The sequence below is a fragment of the Amycolatopsis ruanii genome (assembly GCF_003385175.1).
In the GTDB taxonomy this organism is placed as follows: domain Bacteria; phylum Actinomycetota; class Actinomycetes; order Mycobacteriales; family Pseudonocardiaceae; genus Amycolatopsis_E; species Amycolatopsis_E thermalba.
The window spans coordinates 35,739-52,422 of the sequence record NZ_PQHY01000028.1 but is presented as its reverse complement, the minus strand read 5'-3'; the positions used below and the strand labels follow the sequence as shown (position 1 = coordinate 52,422).

11 protein-coding genes are annotated in these 16,684 nt (G+C 71.6%); 3 read left to right on the top strand and 8 right to left on the bottom strand.

The window, feature by feature from the left end; translation table 11 throughout:
* Nucleotides 1-50: 50 nt before the first annotated feature.
* From ettA to D0D28_RS17380, 4 genes are all read right to left on the bottom strand, one after another.
* Complete coding sequence (gene ettA, locus D0D28_RS17395) at nt 51-1,727, bottom strand: energy-dependent translational throttle protein EttA (protein WP_116111293.1); 1,677 nt, start codon at nt 1,725-1,727, stop codon at nt 51-53.
* Between the two features lie 98 nt (nt 1,728-1,825).
* Nucleotides 1,826-2,323 carry a single-stranded DNA-binding protein gene (locus D0D28_RS17390; RefSeq protein ID WP_116111292.1) on the bottom strand — a complete coding sequence of 166 codons (498 nt, stop codon included), beginning with the start codon at nt 2,321-2,323 and terminating at the stop codon, nt 1,826-1,828.
* A gap of 169 nt (nt 2,324-2,492) precedes the next feature.
* Nucleotides 2,493-4,502, bottom strand: coding sequence for a cytochrome c oxidase assembly protein (locus tag D0D28_RS17385; RefSeq protein WP_116111291.1), 2,010 nt, complete (start codon nt 4,500-4,502; stop codon nt 2,493-2,495).
* Between the two features lie 20 nt (nt 4,503-4,522).
* Nucleotides 4,523-5,710: an MFS transporter gene (locus D0D28_RS17380; protein WP_116111290.1), complete on the bottom strand. Its 1,188-nt coding sequence runs from the start codon at nt 5,708-5,710 to the stop codon at nt 4,523-4,525.
* A 66-nt stretch (nt 5,711-5,776) separates the two neighbouring features.
* Here D0D28_RS17380 and D0D28_RS17375 point away from each other — a divergent pair, with 66 nt between their 5' ends.
* Together D0D28_RS17375 and D0D28_RS17370 are read left to right on the top strand one after the other, a co-directional pair.
* Nucleotides 5,777-6,850: a LacI family DNA-binding transcriptional regulator gene (locus D0D28_RS17375; RefSeq protein WP_116111289.1), complete on the top strand. Its 1,074-nt coding sequence runs from the start codon at nt 5,777-5,779 to the stop codon at nt 6,848-6,850.
* A gap of 193 nt (nt 6,851-7,043) precedes the next feature.
* Entirely contained in the window at nt 7,044-7,424 is a 381-nt protein-coding gene (locus tag D0D28_RS17370; protein WP_094007909.1) for a peptidase inhibitor family I36 protein, read from the top strand.
* Between the two features lie 606 nt (nt 7,425-8,030).
* Here D0D28_RS17370 and D0D28_RS17365 read toward each other — a convergent pair.
* The 3 genes from D0D28_RS17365 to D0D28_RS17355 form a co-directional block, all read right to left on the bottom strand.
* A complete protein-coding gene (locus D0D28_RS17365) occupies nt 8,031-9,854 on the bottom strand; it encodes a glycoside hydrolase family 2 protein (protein ID WP_116111288.1) in 1,824 nt (607 codons plus the stop codon).
* Between the two features lie 183 nt (nt 9,855-10,037).
* On the bottom strand, nt 10,038-10,550 hold the full coding sequence (locus tag D0D28_RS17360; protein WP_094007907.1) for a DUF2087 domain-containing protein: 513 nt from the start codon (nt 10,548-10,550) through the stop codon (nt 10,038-10,040).
* A gap of 509 nt (nt 10,551-11,059) precedes the next feature.
* The gene (locus D0D28_RS17355; protein WP_094007906.1) at nt 11,060-11,797 is read right to left on the bottom strand and encodes a PP2C family protein-serine/threonine phosphatase; all 738 of its coding nucleotides are present in this window, start codon (nt 11,795-11,797) and stop codon (nt 11,060-11,062) included.
* A 77-nt stretch (nt 11,798-11,874) separates the two neighbouring features.
* Between D0D28_RS17355 and D0D28_RS17350 the strand changes: the two genes are divergently transcribed.
* Nucleotides 11,875-15,018, top strand: a complete 3,144-nt coding sequence (locus D0D28_RS17350) for a BTAD domain-containing putative transcriptional regulator (protein ID WP_240323249.1) — start codon at nt 11,875-11,877, stop codon at nt 15,016-15,018.
* Nucleotides 15,019-15,503: 485 nt separating this feature from the next.
* Here the strand turns inward: D0D28_RS17350 and D0D28_RS17345 are convergent, their stop codons facing one another.
* Complete coding sequence (locus tag D0D28_RS17345) at nt 15,504-16,679, bottom strand: FAD-dependent monooxygenase (RefSeq protein ID WP_205413290.1); 1,176 nt, start codon at nt 16,677-16,679, stop codon at nt 15,504-15,506.
* Between the last annotated feature and the right edge of the window lie 5 nt (nt 16,680-16,684).

Here is a 16,684-nt window from a genome sequence, read left to right as displayed (position 1 = left end):
GGACTCCGCTTCCGTGTCGGCTCGAGCGTGCTAGCACGGGGCTTCCCCGCTCAGTCGCGCGTCAGCTTGCGGTGTGTCACCCGGTGCGGCCGGGCCGCGTCCGGTCCGAGCCGCTCCACCTTGTTCTTCTCGTAGCCCTCGAAGTTGCCCTCGAACCAGAACCACTTGGCCGGGTTCTCGTCCGTGCCCTCCCACGCGAGGATGTGCGTCGCCACGCGGTCCAGGAACCACCGGTCGTGCGAGATGACCACGGCACAGCCGGGGAACTGCTCCAGCGCGTTCTCCAGCGAGCCCAGCGTCTCGACGTCCAGGTCGTTGGTCGGCTCGTCCAGCAGGATCAGGTTCCCGCCCTGCTTGAGGGTCAGGGCCAGGTTCAGCCGGTTGCGCTCACCACCGGAGAGCACACCCGACGGCTTCTGCTGGTCCGGCCCCTTGAACCCGAACGCGCTGACGTAGGCGCGCGACGGCATCTCGGTCTGCCCGACGTTGATGTAGTCGAGCCCGTCGGACACCACCTCCCACACCGTCTTCTTCGGGTCGATCCCGGCCCGATTCTGGTCCACATAGGACAGCTTGACCGTCTCGCCGATCTTGACCTCGCCGTCGTCCGGCTTCTCCAGCCCGACGATGGTCTTGAACAGGGTCGTCTTACCGACACCGTTCGGCCCGATCACGCCGACGATGCCGTTGCGCGGCAGCGTGAACGACAGGTCGTCGATCAGGACGCGGTCCTCGAAGCCCTTCTTCAGGTGCGAGACCTCGACGACCACGCTGCCCAGCCGCGGCCCCGGCGGGATCTGGATCTCCTCGAAGTCCAGCTTGCGGGTGCGCTCGGCCTCCGCGGCCATCTCCTCGTAGCGGTCGAGCCGGGCCCGCGACTTGGTCTGGCGCGCCTTGGCGTTGGACCGCACCCAGTCCAGCTCGTTCTTCAGGCGCTTCGCGAGCTTGGCGTCCTTCTTGCCCTGGACCTCGAGGCGTTCGCGCTTCTTCTCCAGGTACGTGGAGTAGTTGCCCTCGTAGCCGACGACGCGGCCGCGGTCGAGCTCCATGATCCACTGGGCGACGTTGTCCAGGAAGTACCGGTCGTGGGTGACGGCGAGGACGGCGCCCGGGTAGCCGGCCAGGAACTGCTCCAGCCACAGCACGCTCTCCGCGTCCAGGTGGTTGGTGGGCTCGTCGAGCAGCAGCAGGTCGGGCTTCGACAGCAGCAGCTTGCACAGCGCCACCCGGCGGCGCTCACCACCGGAGAGGTGGGTGACCGGCTCGTCCGGCGGCGGGCAGCGCAGCGCGTCCATCGCCTGCTCGAGCTGGGAGTCCAGCTCCCAGGCGTCGGCGTGGTCGAGCTCCTCCTGCAGCCGGCCCATCTCCTCCATCAGCTCGTCGCTGTAGTCGGTGGCCAGCAGCTCGGCGATCTCGTTGAAGCGGTCGAGCTTCACCTTGATCTCGCCGAGGCCCTCCTCGACGTTGCCGCGCACGGTCTTGTCCTCGTTGAGCGGCGGCTCCTGCTGCAGGATTCCGACGCTCGCGCCCGGCTGGAGGAAGGCCTCGCCGTTGCTCGGCTGATCGAGTCCCGCCATGATCTTCAGCACGGTGGACTTGCCGGCACCGTTCGGACCCACGACACCGATCTTGGCGCCCGGGTAGAACGCGGTGCTGACATCGTCGAGGATGACCTTGTCCCCGACGGTCTTGCGCACCTTTTTCATGGTGTAGATGAACTCGGCCATGCCCACGATCGTAGAGCCGTGTCACGCGCGACCGAACGCCGGTCACCATCCCGCGACGGACAGTCAACCCCCCGTCACCGTGGAGAACCTCCGGCGCGTCACGGGCCCTGCCCTCCCCGCGGCCCGGCCAGCACCGGCGCGCGGGCCCCGACGGGCCGGTTCTCCAGGGCTTCGTCGGTGAGGCAGGCAGGGTCCCACAACGGGATCTGGGACGGCACATCGGGTTCGGCCCCGGGACCCCGCCTCAGCGAGACGCCGCACTGGGCGAGGTTGGGCCCGAGCGCGAAAGCCTCGAGTTCAAGTTGAGCACGAGACCCGTCGACGTCCGGATCGCCGGTGTGCAGCCGCCCGTTGACCACCACGGGATCGCCCCGGCGCAACGCCTGCGCCGCCGAGGCCGCCAGTGCGCGATGGCACACCACCCGCACCGAGAACCGCCTGCCCGGCACCCACTCCTGTCTGCGCCTGTCGAACCGGCGCTCGTCACTGCGTGCCCAGAAGATCGCCAGCTCACGCCGGTCCTGCCCGACCCGCTTGACCGTGATGTCGCTGGTCATCGTGCCCACCAGGGTCACCATCGTCTCCCCGATCGCCATCGCCGTTCTCCTTCTCACTCGTCGTCACCGGCCTGACACCAGAGTGCCCCGGGAACGAGCGATGGGGAGAGCGAAAGCGAAATCGGCCGAAATCTGTGGATGGTTTCGCGCCGTGTGGACAACTCGCGGGGAAAACCGTTCGTGGCACCGAAAATGTCGGTGGCGTGTGCTAGGGGCGGGGCTTGCCCTGGTCCGCCATCTGCTTGAGCATCGCGTTGTAGGCCGCCAGCTCCTGGTCGCCGCTGGCCTCCTCCCGGCGGTCCTTCCGCTTCGCCTCCCGCGCGTCCGCCCGCGACCACTGCACGAGCAACGCGATCAGCACCAGCAGCACCGGCACCTCACCGGACGCCCACGCGATCCCGCCGCCCAGCCGCTGGTCCGCCAGCAGGTCGGACACCCACGGCAGGTGCAGCGCGTGGTAGAAGTTGTCGCCGATGATCGTCTGCTTCGACATCAGGATCACGCCGAAGAAGGCGTGGAAGGGCATGGCGGCGAACATCATCCCGAGCCGGCCGAGGTGCGGCAGCCGCCGCGGAGCCTGGTCGACGCCGATCACCGGCCAGTAGAAGACGTAACCGGCGAGGAGGAAGTGGGCGTTCATCAGAAGGTGTGCCCAGTGGTAGTTCAGCGCCGCGTCGAACAGGCCGGAGAAGTACAGCGCGTAGAACGAACCGACGAACAAGGCCAGCGCGACGATCGGATGGGTGAGCACCCGGGACACCGGTGAGTGCACTGCCGCCAGGAGCCACTCGCGCGGCCCCGGCGGGGCGTCCCGGCCCGCCACCGGCAACGCCCGCAGCGCGAGCGTCACCGGCCCGCCCAGGACGAACAGCACCGGAGCGATCATCGACAGGAGCATGTGGCTGCCCATGTGCACGCTGAACATCGCCGGCGAGTAGCGCCCGATGCCCGAGGACGTGGCGATCAGCAGCACGAAGCACCCCGCCAGCCACGCCACCGTCCGCCCCACCGGCCACTCGACCCCGTTGCGCCGCAGCCGCCGCAGGCCCGCCAGGTAGAGCGCGGCCAGCACGATCGCCGCCGTGCCGTAGATCAGGTCGAAGCGCCAGTCGAACAGCAGCCTCAGCAGGGTCGGCGCGCCGGGCAGGTCGTAGCCGATGAGCAGTTCCGTCGTCGACGGCTGCACGGCTTCCTGCGGCGGCGGGGTGCGGCCCAGCGCGGTGGCGATGCCGATCGTGACGAACATGATCAGCACCTCGACCGCGGCCAGCCGCAGCAACTGCCCGCCGCCCTGGCCGTCGACCACCGCCCGCACGCCGCGGCTGCGCTGCTGCTGGCCGAACACGCCGAGCACCAGCAACGCGACGATCTTCGCCAGGACGAGCAGGCCGTACTCGGTGGTGAGCAGGTCGGACAGGGGCAGCCGGACCAGCGCGTTGATCACGCCGGACAGGGCCATCACGATCCAGCAGACCAGCGCGAGCCGGGAGAAGCGGCGCGCCGCGAGCGACAGGTGCTCCCCGCGCCGCCAGCCGAGCGCGAGCAGCGCGACCAGGCCACCGACCCACAGCGAGGCGGCGATCAGGTGGTAGAGCAGGCTGTTCGTGGCGAGGTCGTGCGAGCCGCCGCTGGCCGAGTGGCCGGTCACGGCGACCGGGACGAGCCCGGCGACGGACAGCCCGAACAGCACCGCGGTCCAGCCCCAGGACAGCGCGAGGCGGCAGCCGAGCACCAGCACGAGCGCGATGGCCGCCGTCCACAGCCAGGCCTTGGGCTGCTCGATCGCGTCCACCAGGTCCAGCAGGACCTGCGGCGAGAACAGCTCGGTGACCGGCTTGCCCGCCGCGTCCGCCGCGGTGAACAGGACCGAGGCGAGTGCGGCGAAGAACCACACCCACGCGGCGATCCCGGCGGCGCGCAGGGCCGCGTACCCGTCACGCGCCAGGACGCCGGACTTCTGCGGCGGCACCAGGAACGTCGCGAGCAGCAGGGATCCCACGCACACGACCGACGCCGCGTCGGCGAGCACCCGGACCACGCCGACGCCGTACTGGGTGACGAGCCCGGGCTCGGGGAGGCCGGCGATCTGGTAGGTGGCCCCGCCCGACAGCGCGAGCAGCGCGACGGCCACCAGCGCCGCCAGCAACCCGCACACCAGGAGCAGCGGGAGGACGCTCACCCGGCGCCGGGTCGCGGTCTCGGAAACTTCGGAGGGCACACGTCGAGGGTAGGCCCGCGTCAAACGCGGAGTTCGGCAGCGGTCCGTTCACGGTGACCTGCGCGACTCGCGCCGGCGGCGGCCGGGGCGATGAGCGCCGCGAGGACCGCTACCAGCACGAACGAAGCGGACAGGGAGGTCAGCTGGGCGATACCGCCGATCAGCGGCGGACCGGCCAGGAACCCGGTGTAGGCGACGGTGGTGACGAACGCGATCTCCCGCTCCCCGCCGCTGCCGTCCGCACGCTTGCCCGCCTCGCCGGCGAGGCTGAGCGCGACCGGGAACGCGGCGGCCAGACCCATCCCAGCCAGGACGAACCCGGCAAAGGCCAGCGCGGCGATCGGGACCAGCGCGGACATCAGCAGGCCGGCGGCGGCCACGACCGCACCGATCGCGAGGGTGCGGGTGGCCCCGAGGCGGCGCTGCACCCACGCGCTGCCCAGCCGCGTCACGGCCATGGCCAGCGAGAACGCGGTGAAGGCCAGCGCGGCCGCGCCCTGACCGGCGCCGTGCTCGGTGACCAGCAGCAGCGCGGACCAGTCCGAGCTGGCGCCTTCGGCCATCGCGGAACACAGCGGGACCACGGCCAGCAGCCACAGCACCGGCCGGCGGGTGGGTGCCGTGGTCGCCGCGCGGGCGGGCCGCTCGGATCGGGGCACCGCCCGTGGCAGGCCGTGGTGGACGGCCAGCATCACGAGCGCCGTCACGACGGCGGCGACCAGGAAGTGCCGCTCGGGCGACCAGCGCAGCGCCGCGGCGAGCCCGGCCGCGGCCGACGCGACCAGGCCGCCGAAGCTGAACCCGGCGTGGAAGACCGGCATGATCGCCTTGCCGGTGCGCCGTTCGACGCTGACGCCGCCGATGTTCATCGCCACGTCGAGCCCGCCGTTGGCGAAACCGAGGCCGAACAGGGCGACCGCGAGCCACGCCACCGAACCTACGAGCCCGGTCAGGGGCAGCACGACGCAGGACAGCAGCGTCGCGGCGAGCATGACGGCACGCGCGCCGAACCGCTCCGACAGCCGGCCGGACAGCGGAGCCGCGAGGAGGAGCCCCGCGGTGCCCCCGAGCAACGCCAGACCCAGCTCGCCCGGACTGGCGCCCACCTGCTCGGCGAGGGCGGGCACACGCGGCGCCCACGACCCGTACACCGCGCCGTTGAGCGCGAAGACCACGAAGACCGCTGCCCGGTCGCTGACCACAATCACCCGTCCCACAATGACTTAAGCGCTTCAGAACGTCAACCGGGTTCTGGTTCGGTCTAGACTGCGGCGATGACCGGTACCCGTCGGCGCCGCCCGACGCTCGACGACGTCGCCAGCGCGGTGGGCGTGTCTCGGGCGACGGTGTCCAACGCGTACAACCGCCCCGACCAGCTCTCGGCCGGCCTCCGCGACGAAGTGCTGCGCGTGGCGAAGCGGCTCGGGTACGCGGGTCCCAACCCGACCGCGCGCAGCCTCGCCACCCAGCGGTCGGGCGCGATCGCCTTCATGCTCGACACCGGGTTGTCGGCGGCGTTCTCCGATCCGGCGTTGTCGATCACGCTCGACGCGCTCGCGAGCCGGGTGGATCCGGAGGGGCACGCGCTGCTGCTCCTGCCGGGCGGGCACGACGGCGGGCCGCGGGCGGACCGGGTGCTCGCGGCGCAGGCGGACCTCGCGGTGGCGTACTCGCTGGCGGACAACGCGCCGGCGCTGCGGGCGGTCAAGCAGCGCGGGTTGCCGCTGGTGGTGATCGACCAGCCGATCGTTCCCGGATCGGCGCGGGTGTCGACGGACGACCGGGGTGGCGCGACGGCCGCGGCCCGGCACCTGCTGGAACTGGGACACCGGCGGTTCGCGATCCTGTCCGCCCAGTGCCTGTCCGAGCCGCGCGGGGGTCCGCTGAGCGCGGCCGAGGCGGCGCAGAGCCGGTTCCTGGACAACCGGGAGCGGCTCGCGGGATATCTGGAAACGTTGGCGGCGGCGGGGACCGCCCCGGACGCGGTGCCCATCTGGGAGGTGTCGGGGCTGTCGCGGGAGGCGGCGATGCCCGGCGCGGCGCGCCTGCTCGACCGCGAACCGACCGCGCTGTTGTGCATGTCGGACGAACTGGCACTGGCGGCGCTGGCGGTGGCGCGGCAACGCGGTCTGCGCGTGCCGCGGGATCTGTCGATCGTCGGGTTCGACGACACCCCGCCGGCGGCGTGGTCGGATCCGCCGTTGACGACGGTGCGGCAGGACCTCGTGCGCAAGGGACAGCTCGCCGGGGAGCTCGCGTTGCACCTGCTCGCCGGGCACCGCGCACCGAAGCCGACCACATTGGACGTCGAACTCGTGGTGCGCGGTTCCACGGGTCCCGCCGAATAGCAGAAGATTCGCCCGCTCGGCAAGAGCGAGTTCGCGATCCTGTGGACAACTGCGGTTCGGCGGTCTCGATCGAGTTAACGGAACCTACTTATCCACACGAGTAGAAATCCCTGCTGACAAGCTTTCCCGCACCGGCCATTGTGGATCCCGGAACCGCGCAGTGCGGAAAACCCACTCACAGGGGAGATGAGAAATGTTCGGGAAAGTTCGCGCGTACCTGCCGAGAGTGCTCGTCCTGGCCGCGCTGGGACTGCTGACCGCGGGAGGCATCGCCGAGGCGGAAACCGCGCCGCCCGTGGGGTACGGCTGCGAGCAGGGCGAGTTCTGCGCGTGGTCGGAGGAGTTCTACGGCGGGGCGGTGCAGTTCCTCGACCTGCGCACCGCCAACCCGGGTGAATGCATCCCGCTCAGCGGTGACGCACGTTCCTTCGTGAACCGGCTGGAGCGCGAAGTGACGGTGTACCAGGGCGAGGACTGCTCCACCGAAGGTGACTTCACCACGTACCCGGGCGGCGGAACGTTCGTACCGCACGCACCGTTCGTCGTGCGGGCCATCCAGATCTGGGATTACTAGGCCGCATCCCCACGGACGGGGCCGGCGCCCGCTCGCTCCTGGGGACGTGAGTCCGAGCGGACGCCGGTCCGGGACCCGCACCGCGCGGTTCCCACCCGCGGGCGCGGCGCAGGCACACGGCGCGCCCGCGGGTCACCCAGGTCACAGCTGAGATGTCGGAGCCGCTGTCGTCAGGTTTGACGGACCCCGCTGTGGCCCGCTGCCTGGGAGCGGAGGCTAGTTCCCGTCCGGTTCAGGCGTGATCGGGTCGTGGTCTCTCCTGGCCTGATCGCAGTGGGAACTCGACGGTCGACTGTGGTCCCGGTAGGGATTCCGCTCTTCCGGAGCCGCCAGGGTGGGAAAGACCTACCGTTCACCGCGGACCCCGCGCGCTGGGTCCACTGCCTTGCCGTGGAGGTGATTCCGTCTGGTTCAGGCAATGTAGTCGGCCCTGTCCTGATCACAGTGGGAACTCGACGGTCAGCTGTGGCCCGGTAGAGGTTCAGCTCCTCCCGGAACCGCCAGGGGTGGGAAAGACCTACCGCTCGCCACAGGCCCCGCACACTGGGGACCACTGCCGTGCCGTGGAGGTGAGATTCCGGTCTGGTTCAGGCAATGTAGTCGCGGTCAGCTGCGCTCCCGGTAGGGGTTCAGCTCCTCCGGAGGCACGGCCGCCGCTGGGCGGGTGAGGATGGCCTGGATCCGCGCCGGGTCGACCTTCGGTGTGCGGTCGGCGGTGAGCAGTCCGTTGCGTTCCTGCTCGGTGTCGGTCAGCTGGGTGTAGCAGAAGCCGGCGAGTGCCGGGGACGACAGGACGGCGGTGACGAGCTGGTCCAGCCGGGCGACCAGCTCCTCCTCGTCGGCCACGGTCGAGTAGCCGAACCACTTCTCGTCCTCGGCGGGAACGTAGGAGAGGCCGCCGAACTCGGTGAGCATGACGGCGCGGGCCTCGGCAAGGTCGTCGAGCAGGAGGCGGCGACCGCCGGGCCGTCCGTCGGCCAGGGTGCGGCGCAACGTGTCGGTGTCGCCGTAGCGAGTGGACAATGCCTCGCCCATCGGGGCGTAGTCGTGCACGCCGACGATGTCGGCTTCCGGGATCTCCCAGCCGTCGTTGCCGATGACGGGACGGCTGGGATCGACACTCTTGGTGAGGTGGTAGAGAGATCGCACGAAGTGGGCTTGAGCGGGTGCCGAGGCGATGTCGGGAACGCCCCAGCTCTCGTTGACCGGCACCCAGGTCACGATGCACGGGTGGCTGCGGTCCCGGCGCAGGATCTCCAGCCACTCCCGGGTCAGCCGTTCGACGGCTTCGGGCGCGAACTCGTAGGCGTTCGCGGTCTCGCCCCAGACGAGCAGGCCGAGCCGGTCGCACCAGAAGAGGAACCGCGGATCCTCGGCCTTCTGGTGCACCCGGACACCGGTGAACCCGAGTTCCTTGATGAGCTCGACTTCCCGGCGCAGCGCGACCGCGTCCGGCGCGGCGAGGTGTGACTGCGGCCAGTAGCCCTGTTCCAGAACCATTCGCGGGTAGTACGGGAGGTGATTGAGGAGGAAGCGACCGTCGGTCACCCCGACCTCACGCAGACCCAGGTAGCTCGATGCGGCGTCGGACGGCGCTTCGGCGGCGTGCAGCTCCACCGCGGCGTCGACCAGTACCGGGTTCTCCGGAGACCACAGCAGGCGGGACCGGTCCTGACCGTGCCGCAGCGCGGGCACGGCGACGTCGAACCGGAACCGCCGCCGGTCGACGCGCACGGACTGCTCGGCCAGGATCTCGTCCCCGTGCCGCAGCACCACGCGGACCGTGACGGCCTCGCCCGGCGCCGCGGACAGCTCGCCCTCGCAGGAGACCGACGCACGGGTGAGATCCGGCGTCCAGTGCAGTTCGCGGAGGTGCAGGGCCGGCACGACCTCCGCCCACACCGGCTGCCAGATCCCCGTGGTGCGGTGGTACCAGATGTCGTGCGGCTCGGGGTGCCAGTCCTGCTTGCCCCGGGGCTGAGTGCCTTCGTCCGGCCGGTCTTCGGCCCGGAGAACGACGACTTGCGGACCAGTGGCCCGCAGAGCGGAGGTGATGTCGAAGGAGAACGGTGTCTGTCCGCCTTCGTGGCTGCCCAGGTGGATTCCGTTGACCCACACCGAAGCCGCGTAGTCCACGGCGGCGAAGTGCAGGATCAGCCGGTGGCCGTCGGGGATCGCCGGGGCGTCGAACTCGCGCCGGTACCAGACGACGGTGTGCGGTTCGGTCGCGTGCAGGCCGGAGAGTTCCGACTCCGGCGGGTACGGAACGGTGATCGTCCGGTCGAAGGGATCGGCCGAGGCGAACCATCGGCCGGCGAGGCCGCGATCGTCGTCGTCGAAGGCGAAGCCCCAGGAGCCGTTCAGGTCGAACCACTCGGGCCGGACGAGTTGCGGTCGTGGGCACAGACGGTCCGGGTCGGCGGCGATCATGACGAAAACCCTACGACAGGAAGGAGGATTGAGCATCGCACCACGAACTGCCCGCTTCGACGCCGTGACAACCGCGTTGGCCGTTCGCCGCGCAGAAAGGACGCCCGGCCGCGCCGTGATCCCCCGGTAGGCCTGTGGCCGCCACCTCCCGTGCCATCCCTTCCCAGGGACGACGCGGGGCTCTCAGGCAGGGGCACGCTCTCCGTCGGTCTCCGCGTCTGGGCGGGCTTCGGCTGGACGGCCGTATGCGCGGCCGTCGTTGCTGCGCTGGAGGAGGCCTTCGTCAACGAGGTAACGGCGAAGCGCGGCGTGGTCGTCGTGGATCGCGGCGAGCTTTTCGCGCACCTCCGGCTCCGTGTAGACACGTCCGGGCTCGAACCGCTCGGCGAGTTTCGAGAGCAGAGCCTGGCGAAGCTTGCCCGGACGAGGGATCGCGGTGAGCCGGCCGTGGTTGAACAGTGCTTCGAGCGGATCGGACGGGGGTCGGGCGAGCGAGTCGCGGAAGGCTTCCGGTACGGCTCGGTAGCGGTTCTCGCTGACCGTGACGATCCCGGCCGAGATGAGGCGCTTCGCGAGCTTGCCGGTGTGCCGGTCGTCGGCGACCGGGAGCCCGTCAGGTGCGGTGCAGATCCGGGCGAAGAGCATCAGACGTTCGGGGTCCGCCAGCGCGGAGACCAGCGCTTCCGGTGAGGCCATGGCCTCGACCGTACCTGCGGCCAAGCGACCGGCGAACCGGTTTTCAAGATCCGGATCCGGTTGGGGGGAGTGCGTGATCCGCCGACGGACCGGGGGCCGGTCCTGCCCGCGCCGCCGGGCGGCGAAGACACACCGCCGGCTGCCGGTCGCAGCAGGCAGCGAGGGCGCCCGCCACCGTCTCCGCAGGCAGCGAGGGCGCCCGCCACCGTCTCCGCAGGCAGCGAGGGCGCCCGCCGCAGTCCCCGCAGGCAGCGAACGCCCCACCGGCCTCGGAAGAGCGCGGGGCTGGCACGGCCACGTGCTCGCGCACCTCCCGCGGCTCATCGCCATCCGGCAGCGGCACGACAGAGCGACTGTGGCCATGGCGGCCCCTCGCCGGGGTTCCGCATCTCCAGGTCGAGCGGCGTCCCGGGCTCAGTGCGGTCGATCAGCGTCCAGAGTGCAAAGCGGCCGAGCGACCCCCGCGTGTCAAACCAGTGCCCGCGAACAGTGACGCCGGGCAACCGCCGTCAGGCGGCGACGTCCGCCACGATGCAGCTGATGTTGTCCGGTCCGCCTCCGGCGTTGGCCAGCTCGACCAGCTTCTGCACGGCCTCCTCCGGGTCCGGCACCGTCGTCAGCACCTCCGTCAGCTGCTCCGGCGTCGCGACGTCCGAGAGGCCGTCGGAACAAATGAGGTATCGGTCGCCGGCTCGGGTGTCGAGGACGAAGAGGTCCGGCTCGGGCTCGCCGGCGCCCTGCAGCGCCCTGGTGAGCACCGAACGCTGCGGGTGGCTCACCGCCAGCTCCGGCGAGATCCGCCCCTGGTCCACCAGCTCCTGCACCACCGTGTGGTCCCGCGTCACCTGCACCAGCTCACCCTCGCGCAGCCGGTACGCCCGCGAGTCGCCCACGTGAGCCACCGCGAACGACGCCCCGTCCCACGCCAGGACCGTCAGCGTGGTCCCCATGCCCTGCAGCCGGCTGTCCTCCTCGACCAGCGCCCGCAGACGGCGCCCCGCGTCGGAAACGGCTTCCGCCAGCGCCTCCACGCCGGCCTTCGCGGACTCGGCCTCGAGGCGCTCGTCCAGGGCGGCGATCGCGGCGACCGCGCCCGAACTGGCGACCTCACCGGCGACGTGCCCACCCATCCCGTCGGCGACGGCGAGCAGACGCGGACTCGTGTAGACCGAGTCCTCGTTCGCTTCGCGTCGCTGTCCGACGTCGGAAGCCACGGCGTAGGAAATCGTCAGCGGCCCAGGTTCCATACGTGAAGTAAAGCAGCGGGCCGCGAACCACGGCACAGCCTCACCCCGTCCAAGGCGCCATGCGCCACAATCACCGGGTGTGGTTCGCCGTCCTGGGTCCGGTCGAGGCGCGCTCCGCGGCCGGCGACCCCGTGCCCGTCGGCGGGCCACGACCGCGATCCCTCCTCGCCCTCCTGCTGCTCGACGCCGGTCGCGTCGTCGGCACCGACCGGCTCATCGACGGCCTCTACGGCGACGCCCCACCCGGCGACGCGGCCAACGCACTGCAGGCCCAGGTGTCCCGCCTGCGCCGCAAGCTCGGTGCCGGGGCACGCATCGAGTCCCAGTCCGCCGGCTACCGGCTCACGGTCGAACCCGATCGCGTCGACCTGCACCGCTTCACCCGGCTCGCCCGCGACGGCCGTCAAGCCCTGACCGGCGGCGAACCCGCCCGCGCGGCGAAGCTGCTCCGCGAAGCGCTGGACCTCTGGCGCGGCCCGGCGCTGGCCGACATCCGCGACGCCCCCTTCGCCGAAGCGCAGGCCGCACGCCTCGACGAGCTGCGCACCACCGCGCTCGAGGACCGCGCGGAAGCCGACCTCGCGCTCGGCGAATCCCGCGCGGTGATCGACGAACTCACCGAGCTGTGCGCCGCCCACCCCCTCCGCGAACGGCCCCGCGTCCTGCTCATGCGCGCGCTCGCCGCCAACGGCCGTCACGCCGAGGCGCTCACCGTCTTCGAGGACGCCCGCCGCACGCTCGCCGACGAACTGGGGGCGGACCCGTCCCCGGAACTCGCCGCCGCTCACCTCGCCGTGCTGCGCGCCGAACCGGTGCCCGAACCGCCGAAGCTCCCCGCCCAGCTCACCAGCTTCATCGGCCGCGAACCGGAACTGGCCCGCATCGCCGGCCTGCTCGCGACCGGACGCCTGGTCACCCTGACCGGCCCCGGCGGCGCGGGGAAGACCCGTCTGTCCATCGAGGCCGGTGGCCGGGCCGACGGCGAAGTGTGCTTCGTGGACCTGTCACCCGTGACCAGCGGCACCAGCGTCGCCCAAGCCGTCCTCACCGCGCTCGGCCTGCGGGAGACCGGTCTGTTCCCCGCCGCCGGGGCCGCGCCGGACCCGGTCGCGCGCATCGAGGTGGCGCTGACCGACCGCCGCATGCTGCTGATCCTCGACAACTGCGAGCACGTCATCACCGACGCCGCGAAGCTCGTCCACCGGCTCCTCTCGTCGGCTCCCGGACTGCGCGTGCTCGCCACCAGCCGCGAACCCCTGGGAATCACCGGCGAGGCCCTGTGCGCCGTGCCGCCGCTCGCTTCGCCTCCGCCGGCGACCAGCGCGGCCGAGGCGACCGGCTACGAGTCGGTGCGGCTGTTCACCGAACGGGCCGCCGCGGTGCGCCCCGGTTTCCGGCTCGACGACGACTCGGCCGCGCGGGTGCTGCGGATCTGCGCCGCGCTCGACGGATTGCCCCTGGCCATCGAACTGGCCGCGGCGCGCCTGCGGACCCTGCCCCTGGATCAGCTCGAGGCCCGTCTCGGCGACAGGTTCCGCCTGCTGTCCAGGGGCAGCCGCACCGCCGCGCCGCGGCACCAGACGTTGCGCGCGGTCGTGGGCTGGAGCTGGGACCTCCTCGAACCGGAGGAGCAGGACCTGGTGCGGCGCTTCGCGATCTTCGCCGGCGGCGCCACGGCGGAGGCGGTCGCGGGCGTCTGTGGACTGTACGAACCGGACACCGAGGACCTCCTGGAAAGCCTCGTCGACAAATCGCTCCTCGAGATGTCCGGCGACCGGTACCGGATGCTGGAGACGATCCGGGCGTTCAGCGGTGAAAGGCTGGATGAATCGGGCGAACGGGATGCGGTGGCACGCGCGCACGCCGAGCACTTCCTCGCTCTCGCCCAGACCGCCGACCCGCACCTGCGCCGCACCGAGCAGGTCGAGTGGCTCGCCCGTCTGACGGCCGAGCGAGCGAACCTGCACGGCGCGCTGCGCTGGGCGGTCGAGGAGGACACCGGGTTGGCGCTGCGGCTCGTCGGCGCGTTGTCGTCGTACTGGCGGCTGCTGGGCGTGCGCACGGAGATCGCGCCGCTGGCCGCGCGGCTGCTGGACAACCTCGGCGCGGAACCGCCGGACGGCCTGGCGGAGGAGTACGCACTGTGCGTGCTCAACGCCGCACCCGCGGAACCGCCGGGGCTGGACGAGCACCTGCGGCGCGTCGAATCGATCATGCGGTCGCTGGCGTGGCCGCTGCGTCAGCCGTACCTGCTCGTCTACTGGGCGCTGTTCGCCGGGCCGCCGGATCCGGCGAGCCGGCCGAACGAGCTGGAACAGGCCATGTTCGACGACGAGGATCCGTGGTTCCAGGCGCTGCACCACTTCTCGGCGAGCTACATCCGGCTGTTGAACGGCGACACCCCGGGCGCGGAGGAGACGTTCGGCAAGTCGCTCGAGCTGTTCCGCGAAATCGGCGACCGCTGGGGTACCGCGCAGGTGCTCGACGGGCTGGCCGAGCTCGCGGACCTGCGCGGTGACCGGGAGCGGTCGCTGGCGCTGACCGACGAGGCGATGGCCCTGCTCGGGCAGCTCAACGCGACGGAGGAGCTGGCCGAGCTGGGGGCGCGGCGGTCGGACCGGCTGCTGCGCGACGGTGACCTGACCGACGCCGAAGCCGGCTACCACCGCGCGGCCGACCTGGCACGGCGCGCGGGGGCGTCCACCGTGCTCGCCCTCACCGAGCGCGGGTTCGGCGAACTGGCCCGGCACCGCGGGGACTTCGCGCGTGCGCGGGAGCACTACGAGCGGGCGCTGGCCACGCTGGGCGCGGATTGGCAGAGCGACGCGGCGAGCGCGCAGACCCTGACCGCGCTGGGCCGGCTCGCCGAGGCGACGGGCGACCTGGCCGAGGCGCGGGCGCGGCACCGGCAGGCGCTGGACATCACGCTGACGCAGCACTTCCGCTCCAGCATCGCGGACGCGCTGGAGGGGCAGGCGGGGATGACCCTGCTCGACGGCGACGCCGAGGGGGCGGCCGAGCAGCTGGGGATGGCGGTAGCGCTGCGGGGCGCAGCGCGACCGGGCGACCAGGACGTGGCGGGCGTGGCGGCGGGGTGCCAGAAGCTGCTGGGCCCCGACGCCTTCGCCACGGCCTACGACCGCGGCGCGGCACTGCGCTACGAGGAGATCATCACCAGGCTCGCCCGGACCGACCACGGACACGAGAGCCCGGTGGGGTGACCCCGGGCGGGCGGCGGGGTGCAGAACCTCCTGCGGCGGGGGCACCTACGCCACCGCCTACGAACACGGCACGGCCCTACAAGGAGATCACCCGGCTCGCCCGGACCGACCACGGACACGAGAGCCAGGTGGGGTGACCCCGGGCGGGCAGCGGGTGAAAAAGCTCCTGGCGCCGGCACCTGCGCCACCGCCTACGAACACGGCACGGCACGGCCCTACAAGGAGATCACCAGGCTCGCCCGACCGACCACGGACACGACCACCGGGTGGGGTGACCGGCCGGACACCTGGACACGACGGGCGCCGCCCGGCCACGCAACCGTGGACGGGCGGCGCGGCGGGGATCGCCCGGCCGAGGGATGCCCGCTGCGGCAGACATGGGGTGCTCGGAAGAACCTCGGCGCCGATGCTTGCCACCGTGGCCGTCGCCTCGTCCTGAACCGGGTACGTCGCGGCTGGGGCCCGGCGGCCGCGTCGGGCAACCCTCACATCCCGTAGTCCTTCAGTTTCAGCGTGTTCGCCGCCTTCAGGGTCATCCTGTCGAAGACTCCCGAGAACATCCGGGTCGTCAGCATGCGGTGCGACTGGTTCCGCAGCCACAGCCCACGCGCCGTGCGCGGGGCCAGGAACGGGCCGGTTCCCTTGGCCTGCTTGGCACCCGCCTCGGCGGCCGGGCGTACCGCCGCCTCGTACCGCGAGAACGCCAGCCGGTGGTCGCCCGCCGCCGCGAACAGTTCGCCCGCCAGTACGTACGCCGCCATCATCGCCAGGCCCGTTCCGCTGCCGCCCGGGCCCACGCCCCATCCCGCGTCGCCGACCAACGCCACCCGGCCGCTCGTGTAGCGCGGCAGGTACACGTGCGCCAGCTCGTCGAAGTACAGGTCAGTGGCGGCGTGCAATCCCTCCAGCAGGCGCGGCACCTCCCAGCCGACCCCGGCGTAGACCTCCGCGATCACCTTCTTCACCTGGGCCTCGTCCTTGCGGTCGTAGCTCAGGCCGTCCGCCGCGAAGACGAAACCGACGCTCGCCGGGCCGTCCGGGTCCTGCGCGGCGTACGTCACGCCCCGGCCGAGCACGTTGTAGATCAACCCGGTGTGGTCCAGCCGCAGGTGGTTCGGCGCGCTGAAACCCGCGCACGCGTACCCCATCTCGGTCCGGAACCGCGACTCCGGGCCGAACGCCAGCGCCCGCACACCCGAATGCAGCCCGTCCGCGCCGATCACCAGGTCCACGGTCCGCGGGGCGCCGTGGGCGAACGTCACCTCGACACCCGAACCGGTCTCGGTCAGGGACGTGATCCAGTCGCCGAACACGTACTCCGTCCGGTCCTTCGTCGCTTCGTACAACACGCGGCTCAGGTCGCCGCGCTGGATCTCCACCTCACCGCTGATCATCGACGCCGGCAGGCTCGCCACGCGCCGGCCGGAGGCGTCCAGGATGTGCTGCTCCCCCATCGCCGTCTGGTGCGCGCGGATCTCCTCCAGCAACCCCATCCGCCGCAGCACCTTCATCTGCTCGCCGCGGAAGTCGACCGCCTGCCCGCCCGCACGCAGCGCGGGCGCCCGCTCGACCACGGTCGTCGAGTACCCCAGGCGGTTCAGCCAGAACGCCACGGACGGGCCGGCGATGCTCGCACCGGAAATCAGCACTGTCTTGCTCATCGGGA